Source organism: Vibrio sp. QJM3NY_27 (assembly GCF_057785955.1).
The window spans coordinates 2,416,938-2,435,004 of record NZ_CM173511.1 but is presented as its reverse complement, the minus strand read 5'-3'; the positions used below and the strand labels follow the sequence as shown (position 1 = coordinate 2,435,004).

General features: G+C 44.2%; 18 protein-coding genes. 16 read left to right on the top strand and 2 right to left on the bottom strand.

Annotated features, from left to right (window positions below; all coding sequences use genetic code 11):
• The 12 genes from AC3CIA_RS10765 (at position 1) to AC3CIA_RS10710 (ending at position 11,335) form a co-directional block, all read left to right on the top strand.
• Complete coding sequence (locus AC3CIA_RS10765; RefSeq protein ID WP_010437276.1) at positions 1 to 951, top strand: beta-ketoacyl-ACP synthase III; 951 nt, start codon at positions 1 to 3, stop codon at positions 949 to 951.
• A gap of 80 nt (positions 952 to 1,031) precedes the next feature.
• Positions 1,032 to 1,955, top strand: a complete 924-nt coding sequence (fabD, locus tag AC3CIA_RS10760; protein WP_017078125.1) for an ACP S-malonyltransferase — start codon at positions 1,032 to 1,034, stop codon at positions 1,953 to 1,955.
• Positions 1,956 to 1,980: 25 nt separating this feature from the next.
• Complete coding sequence (gene fabG, locus AC3CIA_RS10755) at positions 1,981 to 2,715, top strand: 3-oxoacyl-ACP reductase FabG (RefSeq protein ID WP_010437280.1); 735 nt, start codon at positions 1,981 to 1,983, stop codon at positions 2,713 to 2,715.
• Positions 2,716 to 2,881: 166 nt separating this feature from the next.
• Positions 2,882 to 3,115, top strand: a complete 234-nt coding sequence (acpP, locus tag AC3CIA_RS10750; protein WP_012603569.1) for an acyl carrier protein — start codon at positions 2,882 to 2,884, stop codon at positions 3,113 to 3,115.
• Positions 3,116 to 3,208: 93 nt separating this feature from the next.
• A complete protein-coding gene (gene fabF / locus AC3CIA_RS10745; RefSeq protein WP_004736554.1) occupies positions 3,209 to 4,453 on the top strand; it encodes a beta-ketoacyl-ACP synthase II in 1,245 nt (414 codons plus the stop codon).
• A 104-nt stretch (positions 4,454 to 4,557) separates the two neighbouring features.
• On the top strand, positions 4,558 to 5,436 hold the full coding sequence (gene pabC, locus AC3CIA_RS10740; protein WP_488518110.1) for an aminodeoxychorismate lyase: 879 nt from the start codon (positions 4,558 to 4,560) through the stop codon (positions 5,434 to 5,436).
• Positions 5,433 to 6,461 carry an endolytic transglycosylase MltG gene (gene mltG / locus AC3CIA_RS10735; RefSeq protein WP_488518109.1) on the top strand — a complete coding sequence of 343 codons (1,029 nt, stop codon included), beginning with the start codon at positions 5,433 to 5,435 and terminating at the stop codon, positions 6,459 to 6,461. Before pabC ends, mltG begins: the two co-directional genes overlap by 4 nt.
• A 2-nt stretch (positions 6,462 to 6,463) precedes the next feature.
• On the top strand, positions 6,464 to 7,096 hold the full coding sequence (gene tmk / locus AC3CIA_RS10730) for a dTMP kinase (RefSeq protein WP_054547257.1): 633 nt from the start codon (positions 6,464 to 6,466) through the stop codon (positions 7,094 to 7,096).
• A gap of 6 nt (positions 7,097 to 7,102) precedes the next feature.
• A complete protein-coding gene (locus tag AC3CIA_RS10725) occupies positions 7,103 to 8,068 on the top strand; it encodes a DNA polymerase III subunit delta' (protein WP_146455947.1) in 966 nt (321 codons plus the stop codon).
• A complete protein-coding gene (locus AC3CIA_RS10720) occupies positions 8,059 to 8,826 on the top strand; it encodes a TatD family hydrolase (RefSeq protein ID WP_017093784.1) in 768 nt (255 codons plus the stop codon). Before AC3CIA_RS10725 ends, AC3CIA_RS10720 begins: the two co-directional genes overlap by 10 nt.
• A gap of 444 nt (positions 8,827 to 9,270) precedes the next feature.
• Positions 9,271 to 10,701: a PTS glucose transporter subunit IIBC gene (gene ptsG, locus AC3CIA_RS10715; RefSeq protein WP_004736562.1), complete on the top strand. Its 1,431-nt coding sequence runs from the start codon at positions 9,271 to 9,273 to the stop codon at positions 10,699 to 10,701.
• Between the two features lie 229 nt (positions 10,702 to 10,930).
• Entirely contained in the window at positions 10,931 to 11,335 is a 405-nt protein-coding gene (locus tag AC3CIA_RS10710) for a hypothetical protein (protein ID WP_488518108.1), read from the top strand.
• A gap of 111 nt (positions 11,336 to 11,446) precedes the next feature.
• Here AC3CIA_RS10710 and AC3CIA_RS10705 read toward each other — a convergent pair whose 3' ends face one another.
• A complete protein-coding gene (locus AC3CIA_RS10705; RefSeq protein ID WP_488518107.1) occupies positions 11,447 to 12,040 on the bottom strand; it encodes a porin family protein in 594 nt (197 codons plus the stop codon).
• Positions 12,041 to 12,185: 145 nt separating this feature from the next.
• Between AC3CIA_RS10705 and cydH the strand changes: the two genes are divergently transcribed.
• Both cydH and AC3CIA_RS10695 read left to right on the top strand, forming a co-directional pair.
• Positions 12,186 to 12,275, top strand: a complete 90-nt coding sequence (cydH, locus tag AC3CIA_RS10700; RefSeq protein ID WP_114633799.1) for a cytochrome bd-I oxidase subunit CydH — start codon at positions 12,186 to 12,188, stop codon at positions 12,273 to 12,275.
• Positions 12,276 to 12,316: 41 nt separating this feature from the next.
• Positions 12,317 to 13,513 (top strand): patatin-like phospholipase family protein, encoded by a 1,197-nt coding sequence (locus AC3CIA_RS10695; protein ID WP_488518106.1) that lies wholly within the window; start codon positions 12,317 to 12,319, stop codon positions 13,511 to 13,513.
• Between the two features lie 171 nt (positions 13,514 to 13,684).
• On the opposite strand, the gene pyk is transcribed toward AC3CIA_RS10695, so the two are convergent.
• On the bottom strand, positions 13,685 to 15,133 hold the full coding sequence (gene pyk / locus AC3CIA_RS10690; RefSeq protein WP_017085832.1) for a pyruvate kinase: 1,449 nt from the start codon (positions 15,131 to 15,133) through the stop codon (positions 13,685 to 13,687).
• A gap of 319 nt (positions 15,134 to 15,452) precedes the next feature.
• Between pyk and mlc the strand changes: the two genes are divergently transcribed.
• Together mlc and AC3CIA_RS10680 are read left to right on the top strand one after the other, a co-directional pair.
• Positions 15,453 to 16,670, top strand: a complete 1,218-nt coding sequence (gene mlc / locus AC3CIA_RS10685; protein ID WP_017084008.1) for a sugar metabolism global transcriptional regulator Mlc — start codon at positions 15,453 to 15,455, stop codon at positions 16,668 to 16,670.
• Positions 16,671 to 16,838: 168 nt separating this feature from the next.
• Positions 16,839 to 17,780 (top strand): chemotaxis protein CheV, encoded by a 942-nt coding sequence (locus tag AC3CIA_RS10680; protein WP_004736572.1) that lies wholly within the window; start codon positions 16,839 to 16,841, stop codon positions 17,778 to 17,780.
• Positions 17,781 to 18,067 lie beyond the last annotated feature (287 nt).

Genomic DNA, 18,067 nt, shown 5'->3' with positions numbered 1-18,067 from the left:
ATGTATAGCAAAATTTTAGGTACTGGCAGCTACTTGCCATCTCAGGTGCGTACTAACGCAGACTTAGAGAAAATGGTAGAGACTAGCGATGAGTGGATCGTCGCTAGAACAGGTATTAAAGAGCGTCGTATTTCAGCGGAAAACGAAACCGTTGCGGATATGGCGTTTTACGCTGCTGAGAATGCCATTGAGATGGCAGGTATCGACAAAGAAGATATTGATTTAATCATCGTTGCGACAACCAGCAGTAGCCATACATTCCCGTCTTCGGCATGTCAGGTACAAGGTAAGCTTGGTATCAAAGGCTGCCCTGCGTTTGATTTAGCTGCGGCGTGTTCTGGCTTTGTCTATGCACTGTCTGTTGCTGATCAACATATCAAGACTGGTATGTGTAAAAACGTTTTGGTAATCGGTGCGGATGCACTGTCAAAAACCTGTGATCCGACTGACCGCTCTACTATCATCTTATTTGGTGATGCTGCAGGCGCGGTGGTTGTAGGCGCAAGCGAAGAGCCAGGTATTTTGTCTACTCACATTTACTCTGATGGTAAATATGGTGAGCTTCTAAGCTTAGAAGTTCCAGAGCGTGGCGGTGATGCAGACAAATGGCTGCACATGGCGGGCAACGAAGTATTTAAAGTGGCGGTAACTCAGCTTTCTAAGCTAGTTAAAGACACATTAGCGGCGAACAATATGGATAAGTCAGAGCTTGATTGGTTAGTTCCACACCAAGCGAATTACCGTATTATCTCGGCAACCGCTAAAAAGCTGACGATGTCGCTTGATCAAGTTGTGATTACTCTTGATAAGCACGGCAATACGTCGGCAGCTACCGTACCAACGGCCCTTGATGAGGCTGTTCGCGACGGGCGAATTAAACGTGGTCAAACGCTTCTACTCGAAGCATTTGGCGGCGGCTTCACTTGGGGTTCTGCGTTAGTTAAATTCTAACCCCAAGCGATAATCAACAAACAAGGCACATAACTTATGTGCCTTATTCAATTTTTTGCTTTGCTTAAAGGAAAATTACAATGAGCAAATTTGCTATCGTATTCCCAGGCCAAGGCTCTCAAGCTATCGGTATGCTTGCTGACCTAGGCGAACAGTATGATGTTGTTAAAAAGACATTTGCTGAAGCTTCAGAAGCACTTGGTTACGATCTATGGGCATTGGTTCAAGATGGTCCAGTAGAAAATCTAAATGAAACTTTCCGTACTCAACCGGCTCTACTCACTGCGTCTGTTGCAATCTGGCGCGTATGGCAAGAGCTTGGTCTAGAGCAACCTGCAAACCTAGCAGGCCACAGCCTAGGCGAATACTCTGCACTCGTGTGTGCGGGTGTTATCGACTTTAAAGAAGCGATCAAGCTGGTTGAGCTACGTGGTCAACTGATGCAAGAAGCGGTTCCTGCGGGTGTTGGTGCAATGTACGCAATCATCGGTCTAGATGATGAAGCGATTGCTAAAGCGTGTGAAGAAGCGGCACAAGACGAAGTTGTGTCTCCAGTTAACTTCAATTCACCAGGCCAAGTTGTTATCGCGGGTAACAAAGCAGCAGTAGAGCGTGCTGGTGCACTATGTAAAGAAGCAGGCGCTAAACGTGCTCTTCCTTTACCTGTATCTGTGCCGTCTCACTGTGCCCTTATGAAGCCTGCAGCAGACAAGCTAGCGGTTGCTCTAGAAGCTCTAGAGTTCAACACACCGGCACTGCCTGTTATCAATAACGTCGATGTTATTGCTGAAACAGACCCTGCAAAAATCAAAAGCGCACTTGTTCGTCAGCTATACAGCCCAGTTCGTTGGACTGAAGGTGTACAAGCGATGAATGAGCAAGGCGTTGAAAAGCTACTAGAATTAGGCCCAGGTAAGGTTCTTACTGGTCTAACAAAACGTATTGTTAAAACTATGACAGCTGCTGCAGTTAATGACACTGCATCACTAGACGCTGCTAAGTAAATAACCAATTAATAGAGAAGTTATGATGAATTTAGAAGGCAAAGTTGCACTAGTTACAGGCGCAAGCCGTGGCATCGGTCGTGCAATCGCTGAGCTTTTAGTTGAGCGTGGTGCTAAAGTTATCGGTACTGCTACGTCTGAAGGCGGCGCTGCTGCAATCAGCGAGTACCTTGGTGAGAACGGTAAAGGTCTTGCTCTTAATGTCACTGATGTTGACTCAATTGCTGCTACACTGAAAACCATCAACGATGAATTCGGTGCGATTGACATTCTGGTTAACAACGCAGGTATCACTCGTGATAACCTTCTCATGCGTATGAAAGACGATGAATGGAATGACATCATTGATACTAACCTAACGCCTATCTTCCGCATGTCTAAAGCTGTATTGCGTGGCATGATGAAGAAGCGTCAAGGCCGTATCGTAAACGTTGGTTCTGTAGTAGGTACTATGGGTAACGCTGGTCAAGCTAACTACGCAGCAGCAAAAGCTGGTGTGATTGGTTTCACTAAATCAATGGCTCGCGAAGTTGCGTCTCGTGGTATTACAGTGAACACTGTAGCGCCAGGTTTCATCGAAACAGACATGACTAAAGCGCTAAATGATGACCAACGTGCAGCAACTTTGGCGAATGTACCAGCAGGTCGACTAGGTGACCCTCGCGAAATCGCTGAAGCTGTGGTATTTTTGGCGTCACCTGCGGCAGCTTATATCACAGGTGAAACACTTCACGTCAATGGCGGTATGTACATGGTGTAAATTATGTGCAACATTTGTGCATGATTTAAGTCAAGATCATACGTAATTTCGGTTAAAATCGTGAAAATTGTGGTTTGACCAGAAAAGTTGACCTTGCAACTTTCAATAGATTGAATAAACTACGGAAAACATCGCATAAAGCGAACTCTGTAAAGGAAAAGAAAAAATGAGCAACCTCGAAGAACGCGTAAAGAAAATCATTGTTGAACAGCTAGGTGTAGACGAAGCTGAAGTTAAAAACGAAGCTTCTTTCGTTGATGACCTAGGTGCAGATTCTCTAGACACAGTTGAGCTAGTAATGGCTCTAGAAGAAGAATTCGACACTGAAATCCCAGATGACGAAGCTGAGAAAATTACTACTGTTCAAGCTGCTATCGATTACGTAACTAGCGCTCAGTAATAATCTCTCCCAGGCGGTCACCTTGACCGCCTGTGTTTTATCTAACTCATCTATCCTCATCTTAAATCACCTCAATCCCCGGAGTGTAATATCGTGTCCAAGCGTCGTGTAGTTGTCACTGGCATGGGTATGTTGTCGCCGGTAGGCAACACTGTAGAATCTTCTTGGAAAGCCCTGCTAGCTGGTCAAAGTGGTATCGTTAATATCGATCATTTTGATGCAACCAATTTCTCAACTCGTTTTGCAGGTCTAGTTAAAGACTTTAACTGCGAAGAGTATATGACTAAAAAAGATGCTCGTAAGATGGACTTGTTCATCCAGTACGGCGTCGCAGCAGGTATTCAAGCTTTAGATGATTCAGCCCTAACTATTACTGAAGAAAACGCTCCTCGTGTAGGCGTTGCTATCGGTTCTGGTATTGGTGGTCTTGGTTTGATCGAAGCCGGTCACAAGGCTCTAACTGAAAAAGGCCCTCGTAAAATCAGCCCGTTCTTCGTACCGTCGACGATCGTGAATATGATTGCGGGTCACATGTCTATCATGCGTGGCCTACGCGGTCCAAATATCGCGATCTCTACAGCATGTACGACTGGCCTACATAACATTGGCCACGCGGCTCGTATGATTGCATACGGCGATGCTGACGCAATGCTAGCGGGTGGTGCTGAAAAAGCATCTACACCACTAGGTATGGGCGGTTTTGGTGCGGCTAAAGCACTGTCTACTCGTAACGATGAGCCTCAAAAAGCTTCTCGTCCATGGGACAAAGGCCGTGACGGCTTCGTTCTTGGTGACGGTGCAGGCATGATGGTTCTTGAAGAGTATGAACATGCTAAAGCTCGTGGCGCTAAGATTTACTGTGAGCTAGTTGGCTTCGGTATGTCGGGTGACGCTTACCACATGACATCTCCAAGTGAAGATGGCTCTGGTGGTGCACTAGCAATGGAAGCGGCTATGCGTGATGCTGGCATTACTGGTGAACAAATCGGTTATGTTAATGCACACGGTACTTCGACTCCTGCAGGTGACGTAGCGGAAGTTAAGGGCATCAAGCGTGCTCTTGGCGAAGCAGGCAGCAAGCAAGTCTTGGTTTCTTCTACGAAATCAATGACAGGCCACCTTCTAGGTGCTGCAGGTTCTGCTGAAGCGATCATCACAGCGATGTCTCTAATTGATCAAATTGTTCCACCAACAATCAATTTGGATGATCCTGAAGAAGGCTTAGATATTGACTTAGTACCCCACACTGCGCGTAAAGTTAGCGGTATGGAATATGCTGCATGTAACTCATTCGGTTTCGGTGGTACAAACGGCTGTTTGATCTTCAAAAAGATTTAATCATCTTATTAAAGATGTAAACATTCGTAGATAGTCATAATTAGACTTGTTTTTAAACGGCTTGATGCTTTAGCATTGAGCCGTTTCTTTTTATGGGGAAAAACATGTTTTGGGTTGATGGAGAAAGCCAGCAAACTGTCGATATCTTGGATCGTTCGTTTCAATACGGAGACGGCTGTTTCACGACAATGCTCGTGAGTGATGGTGAGATACAACATTTTCACGATCATCAGCACCGTGTCGACGAATGCCTTAAAGCGCTACGCATTTCTGCTCTTGATTGGGATGTGGTTCGCCTTTGGATCGACAATGCACTTCAACATATCCAAGATAACGATCTTCATGGAACAAAGAGCCTTTATGGTTCAAAGATCCTCCATGATACAAACAAGCCTCATAATCAAAAAGCTGGGATAAAGCTACACGTTAGCCGTGGGGCAGGCGGTCGCGGCTACAGTACTAAGAATATCGCCAAGCCAACGATAACCATCAGTACATTTGATTTCCCTAGTCATTATTCAGCATGGCAAGACTCTGGTGTAGAACTCGGTATCTGCCAACAAGCACTAGGTTTGAGCCCACTGCTCGCAGGCCATAAGCACAATAATCGCCTTGAGCAGATCTTGATGAAAGATGAAATGGATCAGGCCGATGAAGCTGATGGTGTAGTTCTTGATATCTCGGGCAATGTGATTGAAACCACCATGGCCAATCTGTTTTGGCGAAAAGGTCAGATGATATATACACCTCAACTCACGCAAAGTGGTGTGGCGGGGGTTATGCGTAAGCAAGTGTTAACCGCGCTGAATCAAGCTGAATTTTCCGTTACAATTAGTGACTACTGCTTATCTCAACTCATGCAAGCTGATGAGATTTTCATGACCAACTCCATCTTAGGGGTTGCCCCAGTTACCCGTATTAGTGATATCCAATTCAACATTGGAACCGTTACTCGTAGCCTTCAAGGACAACTAAACTCGTGATCAAAAAGTTATTTATTTTTATTACCTTGTGCTTAATCGCAGCCGCTGCTGCTGGTTTTTATGTTTACAACCAAGCGCAAGATAACCTGAAACAAGTTATTCAATTAGAAAAACCGCAGGTGGTTACCGTTGCTTCAGGTAGCAGCTTTAACCGTGTTCTAGCACAGTTGATTAACGAGGGGCTTTTTGAGGCTTCTCCTTACGAGAAATTAATTCGTAAGTTACATCCTGAGCTTGTAGACGTAAAAGCGGGTACATTCCTGCTTGAACCCGGTTTAACCCTAGAGCAGGCGCTACAAGTGCTTGTAGAAGGGAAGGAGCACCAATTTACCATTACCTTCGTAGAAGGCAGTCGTTTTGACGAGTGGCTTGTTCAGCTAAAAGACAACGAATTCATTCAGCAGACGTTGAATGATGTCTCTGAAAAAGAGATCGCACAAAAGCTTGGTATCGAAAATGAAAAGCTAGAAGGTCTTTTCTTAGCGGAAACATACCACTACACCTATGGCACAACGGATTTAGATTTGTTGAAACGTGCCCACCGAGATCTGATGAACGTGGTCAATGATGAGTGGGAAAATAGAGCCGATAAACTGCCTCTTAAATCGCCATATGAAGCGCTAATTCTTGCGTCTATCATTGAGAAAGAGACTGCAGTAGCGTCAGAGCGTGAACGTGTGTCTTCTGTGTTCGTTAATCGCTTGAACAAGCGTATGCGTCTGCAAACTGACCCAACGGTTATCTACGGCATGGGCGACAGTTACAAAGGCAATATACGTAAGAAAGACTTACGTACTCCAACGCCATACAACACTTATACAATGAGTGGTTTACCACCGACGCCTATTGCAATGGCGGGCAAAGCGTCTATCAATGCTGCGCTGAATCCAGAGAAGAGCAACTACCTGTATTTCGTTGCGAGTGGAACCGGCGGTCACGTATTTTCAAAGAGTTTGACTGAGCATAACCGTGCAGTACGAGCTTATTTAAAGCAATTAAGAAAAAACAAACAAATAAAGAAATAATTATGAATCAGTCGAAATTTATCGTAGTTGAAGGCCTTGAAGGTGCCGGCAAAAGTACAGCAATCAATGCCATCGTTGAGACATTAAAAGCATCGGGTGTTGAAGATATCGTCAATACTCGTGAGCCGGGTGGCACTGTCTTAGCTGAAAAGATGCGTTCATTGGTTAAAGAAGAGCACGAAGGTGAGAAGCTTCAAGATATGACGGAACTATTGCTGATGTACGCGGCACGTGTTCAATTAGTAGAAAACGTCATCAAGCCCGCATTAGACAGCGGTAAATGGGTGTTGGGTGATCGTCATGATATGTCATCTCAAGCTTATCAAGGTGGTGGTCGTCAGATCGCACGCACTACGATGGAATCACTGAAAGAAACCACGCTAGGCGGTTTTAAGCCAGATCTAACCCTATACTTGGATCTTGATCCTAGAGTAGGGCTTGAACGCGCTAGAGGCCGTGGTGAGCTCGATAGAATCGAAAAGATGGATATCTCATTCTTCGATCGTACACGTGAACGTTACCTTGAGATTGCAGAACAAGACGAAACGGTTCTTGTGGTTAATGCACAGCAAGAAATTGAGCAAGTAGCCGCTGATATTAAAGTCGCGCTCAGTGCTTGGCTCAATAAACAGTAGGTAGTCATGGCTGAAGTGTATTCTTGGCTCACACCGGTATGGAGTGAGTGGAAAAAAAGTCTCGATGCAGAGCGTTTTCCTAACTCTGTGATTGTTAATGCCCCGGAAGGGCTCGGCGTTGATGCGTTGATTAGCCAACTTACCGATGCATTGATGTGTACTAATTACGAAAGCGAGTCGTGTGGATTTTGCCATAGTTGTGAATTGATGAAGTCGGGGAGTCATCCGGATTTCCATGTGATTGAACCTGAGAAAGAAGGTAAATCGATTACCGTTGACCAAGTACGTGCGAGTAACCGCTGGGCTCAACAATCATCCCAGTTAGGTGGTTTGCGCGTTATCTTGCTTAACCCTGCAGAGGCGATGAACGAATCGGCTTCCAATGCATTGCTGAAAACTCTAGAAGAGCCATCAAGTAAGTGTATCTTCATTCTTTCTACTCGTAACAGTAATCGCTTAATGCCGACTATTATTAGCCGCTGTCAGCAATTCAATGTGGTTAGCCCACAGTTGGATACTGGATCGACTTGGCTAGACGGGGAGGTAGGTAAAGCGGTTCCGCAGTATATTCTAGCGCTCAATGACAACGCGCCTTTGAAAGCGAAAGCCATGTTTGAGCAAGGCGGTGTTGAAGCCTCAACAAAAGTGCTCGATGGCTTTGTCAATGTAATCAAAGGCATTCAACCTGACATGCTGAAGTTTTCCACAGAGCTTAGTAAAGATCCTTTGGTTCAACTAGGCTGGCTATGGCACTTACTGTCTGACGTGCAAAAGCTGCATTTTGGTTTGGCGAATCAGGCGATGACTCCGAGTGCGAAAGCTTTGGTTGAGGTGATGTCTTATCAAAGTGCTTACGCAGCATCGAATAAACTGTTGATATTGATTGAGCAGTTAAAGCAACACCCCGGGCTCAATACGGAGCTACTCATAATGAACTGGCTGATTGCCACTTGCGAGGAAACATGTTCGTAGATTCCCACTGTCATTTAGACAAACTGGATTACCAAGATTTACACACCAGTGTAGAAGACGTGGTTAATAAGGCGAAGGCAGCAAACGTAGACCAACTGCTTTCTGTCGGTGTGACATTAGACTCGTTTGAAAACATGCTTGAGATGATCTCGCCGTTTGATAATGTTAAAGCTTCTTGTGGCGTTCACCCTCTCGATGTAGAGAGCGATTTCTGTCTGGAAAGAATGCGTGAGTATGCGAGTAATCCAAAGGTTGTGGCGATAGGTGAGACAGGCTTAGATTATCACTACCAGCCAGAGACGGCAGAACTGCAACAGCTTAGGTTCAAGCAGCACGTTGAGTTGGCTGTTGAGCTTAATAAACCTTTGATCATCCACACGCGTAACGCGCGTGAAGATACGTTAGCTATTTTACGCGATGGTGGAGCAGAGAAGTGCGGTGGTGTGATTCATTGCTTTACTGAAGATCAAGCGTTCGCTGAAGCGGCAATGGAATTAGGTTTTTATATCTCGATCTCAGGTATTGTGACCTTTAAACAAGCCACAGAACTTAAAGACGTTGTGAAAAACTTACCGCTAGATAGGTTGCTGATCGAGACGGATTCGCCATACTTGGCTCCGATTCCATATCGAGGTAAACAGAATCAGCCTGCATATGTGGTCGAAGTGGCGGCTTATATCGCGCAGTTGAAAGGGCTGTCAATGAAAGAGGTTGCTGAACAAACAACCAAAAATTACCGAAAACTTTTTTTGCGATAAAAAACTAACTAAACAAATAAAAGGGAGCGAAAGCTCCCTTTTTGTGTTTTTGATCACCAAAAGTACGTTTTTTTTTAATGTTTACTAATTATGTTGAACTTGAGAGCACTATTTACATCATTTGTAATTTTGTTACTAAAAATAACATTAGCTCCTATTTTATTTACCCAGTAAAATAATACACCCATCAAAAAATTCATTTATATTTCAATGGTTTAATTGCTTGTAAAGCATTGCATTTCTAGATTTGACATGTGATCCAAGACGTGTTTTGAAACTAAATTTCGTAAGTGACTAGAAAGTTAGTTCCGCATCAATATATATTTAGCGGCAGAAAATATAATGCAATACATGGTTACATTTTCACTGGGTGCTAACATATAGGCTACGGGGGTGTGCCGTTAGAACCCATATAATTATTTTATCTTTATCAGGAGCATAAACATGTTTAAGAACCTTTTTGCTAACCTGCAGAAAGTTGGTAAGTCTCTGATGCTACCAGTATCAGTTTTACCAGTTGCGGGTATTTTGCTAGGTGTCGGTGCAGCAGACCTTCCTTTCATTCCAGAAATTGTTTCAAACTTAATGGAACAAGCGGGTGGTTCAGTATTCGGTCAAATGGCACTACTGTTCGCAGTAGGTGTAGCACTTGGCTTTACTAATAACGACGGTGTAGCTGGTCTAGCTGCTATCGTTGGTTACGGCATCATGACTGCTACACTTGGCGTAATGGCTGGTGTAATGGGCGTTGATAAAATCGATACTGGTGTACTAGGTGGTATCCTAGTCGGTGGTGTTGCTGCTTGGGCATTCAACCGTTTCTTCCGTATTCAACTACCAGAGTACCTAGGCTTCTTCGCTGGTAAGCGTGCCGTGCCAATCATCACAGGTTTCTCTGCGATTGGTCTAGCAATCCTACTATCTGTAGTATGGCCACCAGTTGGCGGCGCTATCTCTGCGTTCTCTGATTGGGCTGCTCACCAAAACCCACAAGTGGCGTTTGGTATCTACGGTATCGTTGAGCGTTCTCTAATTCCATTTGGTCTTCACCACGTTTGGAACGTACCTTTCTTCTTTGAAGCTGGTACTTGTGTAAACGCTGCTGGCGAAACTCAAAACGGTGTTCTTACTTGTTACCTAGTTGCTGATGACGCATCTCGTGCAGCGGGCAATGGCTTCGGTCAGCTAGCTGGTGGTTACATGTTCAAGATGTTCGGTCTACCTGCTGCTGCAATCGCAATTGCACACTCAGCTAAGCCTGAAAACCGCGCTAAAGTAATGGGCATCATGGCTTCTGCTGCGTTGACTTCATTCCTAACGGGTATCACTGAACCAATCGAATTCTCATTCCTATTCGTTGCTCCAGTACTGTACGCAATCCACGCTCTACTAGCTGGTTCTGCATACGTTCTTGCGAACACTCTAGGTTTTGTACACGGTACATCTTTCTCACACGGTCTAATCGACTTCCTAGTTCTATCTGGCAACGCGTCTAAGATGGGCCTAATGGTTGTATGTGGTATTGGTTACGCTGCAATTTACTACATTGTATTCCGCACTGTGATTAAAGCACTTGACCTTAAAACTCCAGGTCGCGAAGACGAGTCAGAAGACGACATCGTTGCAACTGGTACTGAGCTTGCTGGTGAGTTAGTTGCTGCATTCGGTGGCAAAGCGAACATCACTGGTCTTGACGCTTGTATTACTCGTCTACGTGTTGCAGTAGCTGATACAGAAGCTGTTGACCAAGACAAACTGAAGAAACTAGGTGCTGCAGGTGTTGTTGTAGTTGCTGGTGGCGTACAAGCTATCTTCGGTACTAAGTCTGACAACCTTAAGACAGACATGGATGAGTGGATCCGTAACAACGGTTAATTCACTGATTCAATAAATTGAAAGGAGGCCGAGAGGCCTCCTTTTTTGTTTTCTGCTCTATGAAAGACCTTTCTGCGTTTAATCCCCATCAACTCAGAGAGTTACCGCTTAACTCGATCAATTGATGGTCGTTCCCAAATTTTTCGTGTCTTTTATCTTTTACCTAGCGATGACACCTTTCGCTGAGATTCTAGTAAACTCCCTTTTTTAAACACAGTCTGAGAATATTATGAAACATCGTTACTTGATCGGCCTTATGTGCTGCAGCGGAGCCTCGTTTGCTCAAGCTTCTGAAGCTCCAGCTTTGGAAGTTGGACTCGCCATCGACCAAGACCTGAGTGTCGTTGTGGAATTTGATCAGAAATACCGTGCTACGATTGGCAATGATGGCGCTGCATTTGACTATATTTTTAAGCGTGGTCAGTTTGAAACTGAAGCGCCTTTAAGTTGGTATGTTGGTGCAGGTGCTTGGGCTGAATGGAATGATGATTTTGGTTTGCGTGTGCCGTTAGGCGTGAAAGTGAATTTCTACGAAGGTTGGAATGCTTACGCACAAGTTCACCCTGAGCTCGACATGTACAAAGGTGTTGAGTTACAAGTAGGCGGCGCACTAGGTGTGACCTACAAGTTCTAAGTTGAACTGAAAACCGTTTTTATAATGAAAAAGCCAGCATCAAGCTGGTTTTTTCATTTCGTTAGAATACTTCTAATCTAAAGATTTATTGATCCAATATGGGGACTCAACCTAGAAGGTAAAACTCAATCCAACATTGGCTTGGAATTGGTTCATCCAGTCAGTATCAAAGCGGATGATGCAGTCTTGGCCATTGCTCGGTACGTTACAAACACCGGAGGTGTCGTTGTCGACCACAGTACCTAGCCAACGTACTTGTGTATTTAACGCTAAGCGGTCACTAAATTTGTACTCTAAACCACCAAAGATAGAAGTTGAGAATCCATACTTATCCTTTGCCCAGTCTACATCAACGTAAGAAGCCCCAAGACCGAGCCCTAGATAGCCAGACAACACAGAGGAAGCAGGGTAGTAGATGCTGCTTTGAAAGTGAAGGTATTGGATGGAAGAGCTTAGGTTGAGCGTTTCTAATTCAGAGCTTTGATTAGAATAGAAAAATCCGATGCGTCCTTTTTCAAGTGGCGTTTCAATCGCAAAGGTATAGTTTTCCGAACCTTTCATATCATACGTTTTACCATCCTGGTCTTCGACACCACCGCCTCCGGTATAACCCACCATCGGGGTAATGATGATCTCCGGCGAAGCACACACGCTCGAAACGGAGAAAAGTGCAATCAGTGCCATCATATTTGCTTTGTTATTCATGAGTATATCCTTATCCATACACTTACTAATTGTGATGGTTACATCAATATTGTGCGACTAATTTCGACGATTCTTGAAGATACTTCACACACCTGATAGAACTTATATAGAGACTAGACAAATTAATAATAAGCCAGAGGTGTCTATGGACCATAATCTGAAAAATGCTCTACAAATAACAGCGATCATCTATACCATCATTCTTTCATTTGGTTTTATTGCGATTGGTAGCTAATACCATCTATTGCGAGGCTGAGTTTTTATACTCAGGGAATCATGAATAGTGGGATTATAACCAATATTGATGCAGCAATAGACTTGGATTACTACGCTAAGTTTATTGCTGGAAAAACAGCCCTGGTCGCTCAAGGTGGCGGACAGAGAAGTATTTTTACTTCTGGAGTGCTGGATGCCTTTCTTCTTTCTAATTTTGACCCCTTCGATGAATTTTTTGGTACTTCAGCGGGCGCTCTCAACTTATGCGCTTATCTGTGCCGCGATAAAGGCCTTGGCCGCTCTTTCGTTCTCGACCTCACGACTTCACCAGAGTTCTTTAATCTCTTTTCTTATATACGACACAGAAAGAACCTAGGATTAGAATGGGCGTTAGAACAAATCATGGCGTACCCATATAAGCTTGATCTTGACCTCGGTAGGCAAACGCTGGGTGACAGACATTTTTTTGCAGCGGTCACCGCTTCGAAAGATCTTCGAGATCATTATTTCCCTTTGCTTGGTGAAGACTGGTACAAGGTGATGATTGCCACTTGCGCCATTCCACGTTTGTATAGCGATGAAATATTCATTGGCGATAACGCTTATGTTGATGGTGGTGTATCCGCTTGTATCCCGGTTCAAGAAGCGTGGCGTAGACAAGCCCGTTCCATTGTAGTGATCAGAACTGAGCCACCTTTAGAGGAAGAGGTTCGAGTTAACAGTACGGGATTAAAAACACCCAAACCAATATCAGCTGAAGAGTTGGAATGGTTCCGGGAATCTTTTGACAGTGTTCAAGGTCATTGGCAGCAAAAAGTGGAACAGTGGAAAACCGATTGGAGCTCGTTCTTTCAACAACAAATCCTCAGTTCAAAAGAACAGAAGCGCGACAGATCACATTTGGATTTACTTAATGGTGGTCGATGGCTATTTGGGGCGGATGACATCTATAGATTAAGTCATTTAATTGGTGATAAGTTTGATTCCGGTTTGGCTGATATGCTAATGGTACATTACCAAACTTACTCATTGACTCAGGATTTTTTGAACTCCCCACCAGACGATGCGTTTGTCGTGCAAATTGCCCCAAGTAAGCCGCTGAAATCAAGTTCATTAATGAGTAATAAAGAAGATTTACTGCACGATTACGACATGGGTTTAGAAGCGGGTTACCGATTTGTAGAAACTTATACCTCTACGGAAAATGCCCGCAGTTCACACATGCCACAGTTGGCAACCATTGCTGCTGAGAAGTAATGCTTGAAGTTGATAAGTTAACATACTGTTAGCTCATCATGCTGTTTTAACCCGATCGTTAGTGAGTCGTGTTCTGATATGAAAAAGGGTTATTGAACTTGGTTCGATAACCCTTTTTTGATCTTGGCAGGGTCGTTCATCAACGAACTGACCTAATCAAACACTAACTGATTAAGTAACAGGCAAGATTCTCATGCAGTTGGTTGAGCCCGCCACATCCATAATGTCGCCTTGAGTGACGATCACGAGATCGCCAAACTTAAGATGCTCTTTCTCTTTTAGGCAAGTGAGCGTAGATAGGGCAATGTCAAAGCTATCTTCGGCTTCTGTCTCGAAGTAGATAGGTGTTACACCGCGGTACAAGGTACAGCGATTAAGCGTTCCTTCGTTACGAGATAGTGCATAGATAGGCATATCAGCACTTAGACGAGACATCATCAATGCAGTACGGCCTGACTCGGTGAGAGTGACTACGCCCTTAATGCCTTCCATATGGTTTGCAGAATAGATGGTTGCCATCGACACGGTTTCTTCGGCGGTGACAAAAGTACGGTCAATACGGTAATTAGATTGGTTATTAATTCCTGCCATTTTCTCTGCGCCAATACAGACTTCGGCCATTGATTTCACTGTTTCAACCGGGTAATCACCGGCGGCGGTTTCACCTGAAAGCATCACTGCATCGGTGCCGTCCAGTACGGCGTTGGCAACGTCCATCACTTCGGCACGGGTTGGCATTGGTGCTGAGATCATTGATTCCATCATTTGAGTTGCGGTGATTACGGTTCTGTTAAGCGCTCTAGCACGGCGTATAAGCTGTTTTTGTACTCCGACCAACTCAGGATCGCCAATCTCTACTCCGAGGTCACCACGAGCCACCATGACCACATCTGAGGCCATTATGATGTCATCCATGTTCTCAACAGTGGCTACCGTCTCTGCTCGCTCTACTTTTGCTACAAGGTGAGCTTCTAATCCCGCTTCTCGTGCAAGCTGACGAGCGTAGTGCATGTCTGCGCCGTTGCGTGGGAAAGACACTGCGAGGTAATCCACTTTGATTTGGGCTGCGGTGACGATGTCGCGCTTATCTTTTTCTGTCAGCGCTTCTGCGGAAAGACCACCGCCTTTTTTATTGATGCCTTTGTTATTTGACAGTGGGCCGCCAATGATGACTTCTGTATGAACGCGACAGCCTTCCACTTCGGTCACTTTCAGCTGAACACGACCATCGTCGAGTAACAGGATGTCGTTAGCTGAAACGTCGTTAGGTAATTCTTTATAATCAAGACCGACTGCTTGTTGGTTGCCTACACCTAAACCTAGGCTACTGTCGAGAGTGAATTTGTCACCCACAGCAAGTTGGATTTTGCCATCTTTGAATGTCGATACTCGAATCTTGGGGCCTTGTAAGTCACCGAGAATAGCGATTTGAGTGCCAAGTCTTTTTGCAATTGCTCTGACGTTTTCTGCGCGTTGTATATGGTCGTCGCTGGTGCCGTGAGAGAAGTTCATACGGACGACATTGGCACCGGCTTTGATGATCTCTTCAAGCACGTTACCTTTATCAGTAGAAGGGCCTAGCGTTGTGACGATTTTCGTTTTTCTTAATTCGGCTGTCATGAATACTCCTAGAGTGAGGCCAAGTAATCTTTTAAAAGACTGAATTAAGTATATGCATTAATTGATTATTTATTGGGAGCTAGGGAGATATTTCATTATTTGTCTCTAATTATTGAATTCAGGGCTCAATAACGATGTTTTATTCTGAAAATTAAGTCTCAATTTATCGATTTTGGTGTTAATTTTCCTCGAACTATTTGACTCGATACACAAAGATTCATGTATATACGTGATACTGGTCACGGCGATATACCAAGTGACTTCACAATTACTTCGCAAAGTAAAAAAATTAACTCGTTGATGATTTCTGGAGCGTAAAATGTACATGGCTCAACCGGGCCATATTGATCATATCAAACAGGTCAATGCTGGTCGTGTATATAAACTAATTGACCTTAAAGGTCCTATTTCTCGTATCGATCTGTCCAAGCAAAGTGAGTTGGCTCCGGCGAGTATTACTAAAATTACCCGTGAACTCATTGAAGCTCACCTTATTCACGAAACGACGGTTCAAGAAGCCACGACTCGTGGGCGTCCTGCTGTCGGTCTGCAAACCAATAACGAAGGTTGGCAGTTTCTGTCGATGCGTCTTGGTCGCGGATACTTGACGATCGCGCTCCATGAATTGGGTGGCGACGTGCTTATCGATACCAAGATTGATATTCATGAACGTGACCAAGATGATGTGCTTGCGCGTCTTCTACATGAAATTGATGAATTTTTCCAAACTTATGCTGAGCAACTCGATAGGGTAACAAGCATTGCGGTTACGCTACCGGGCCTTGTGAATTCTGAGCAAGGTATTGTGTTGCAGATGCCGCACTACAACGTTAAAAATTTAGCGTTGGGTCCTGAGATTTACAAAGAAACAGGTCTGCCTGTCTTTATTGCCAATGATACCCGAGCTTGGGCATTAGCAGAGAAGCTGTTTGGTCACTCACAAGACAACGATAATTCTGTTCTTATCTCGATTCACCATGGTGTAGGTGCTGGGATCATTCTCGACGGCCGAGTGCTACAAGGTCGCCACGGTAATATCGGTGAACTTGGGCATATCCAGATCGATAAGCAGGGCAAACTTTGTCATTGTGGCAACCGAGGCTGCTTAGAAACAGTCGCGAGTTCTCAGGCGATCCGTGATCAAGTGAAAGAGCGACTGGCTAATGGTGAAGCATCATCATTAACTGTGTTTGAAGACGTCACTATCGAACAGATCTGTGCAGCCGCTGCTGATGGCGATCCATTGGCTGTTGAAGTTATTGAACAGTTAGGTCGTTACTTAGGTGCCGCGATAGCGATTGTGATTAACCTTTTCAACCCTGAGAAAATCTTGGTGGGTGGTGTTATCAATCAGGCTAAAAGCGTGTTGTACCCTGCGATTCAAAAGTGTATCGAAGAGCAGAGTTTATCGGTTTACCATCAAGATTTAGAGCTGGTGGAATCTCGATTCTATAAACAAGCAACCATGCCTGGTGCTGCGCTTGTTAAACAAGCCTTATATGATGGCCAACTGTTAATGAAAGTTGTTGAAGGTTAACTCCTTATACTCGTCTTTTAGCCTCACCCGAAACCTTTCCATGTACTTAAGCTTTGTATAACATCATTTGTTGTACTTAGTTTAAGCATTCTGTGCATTGGCGCTTTGCTTTAACCTATTGAAGTAGGCTATTGTAGCCACAGTTATTATTTGTCACTAAGGTGTTGTATGTCTGGCGTTTTAAATTCGGTTGATCAGAGAACCAAACTGGTCGGTGAAAACCGTCTGGAGCTCTTGTTATTCAGCTTAAACAGTCGTCAACTATTTGCGATTAACGTATTTAAAGTGAAAGAAGTCCTAAAGGTGCCAGTACTCACTCGCTTGCCGGGCTCTCACCATCATATTACGGGTGTTGCGTCTCTACGTGGTGAGTCGGTGCCTGTTATCGATTTGCGCAGCGCGATTGGCTTCCCACCGTCACGAGATGAGACTCAAGAAAATAACTTGATCATCACGGAATACAACCGAACTGTACAAGGTTTCTTGGTTGGGCAAGTGCGTAATATCGTGAATACGACGTGGACTGAAATTCAGCCGCCTCCAAAGACAACGGGTCGTGCCAATTACCTGACGGCTATCACGCATATTCAAGAAGAAGAGCAGCACAAAATCGTTGAGATTATTGATGTTGAAAAGGTACTCGCTGAAATCATCGATTATGATGTTTCGATTTCTGACGGTGTTTTAGATGAGCAACTTGCCAATGAAATGGTTGGACGTAATGTACTTATCGTTGATGACTCTTCAACCGCGCGTAACCAGATTAAAGGTACCTTATCGCAGCTGGGTTTGAACATTATTGAATGTTGTGATGGTTTAGAAGCTCTGACCTTACTTAAGGGCTGGTGTGATGAAGGTAAAGACATCAATCAAGAAATATTGTTGATGATCACCGATGCTGAAATGCCTGAAATGGACGGCTATAAACTGACGCATGAAGTGCGTACGGATCCAAGAATGCATGACCTGTTCATCACGCTAAACACTTCATTAAGTGGAAGTTTTAATGAAGCTATGGTTGAGAAAGTAGGGTGTAATCGCTTTATTTCTAAGTTCCAACCGGACCTTCTGGTTGAAGTGACTCAAGAGCGAATGCGTCAGATTTTATAATTAAGACTGCTGTACGGTTATTTTGAGTGACCTTATGGAAAGTGTTTGCTAATATTCATGCAGCATATTTTTCTTAACGAAATATGCTCAACTACTAGCGTAACTTTTCACACACAATCTAAGGTAGTTCCTCTTAATGATATGGTTGACTTCTAAAGTCGTAATGACTTTGAGCTTATTACTGTATAGGGAATTTAAGAAAAGACGTACGGAAGCTGAAGTTGAGTCATAACTCAACAAATTGAATTGAAGGGAAGCTGATGCTTCCCTTTTTCGTTTCTTTCCTT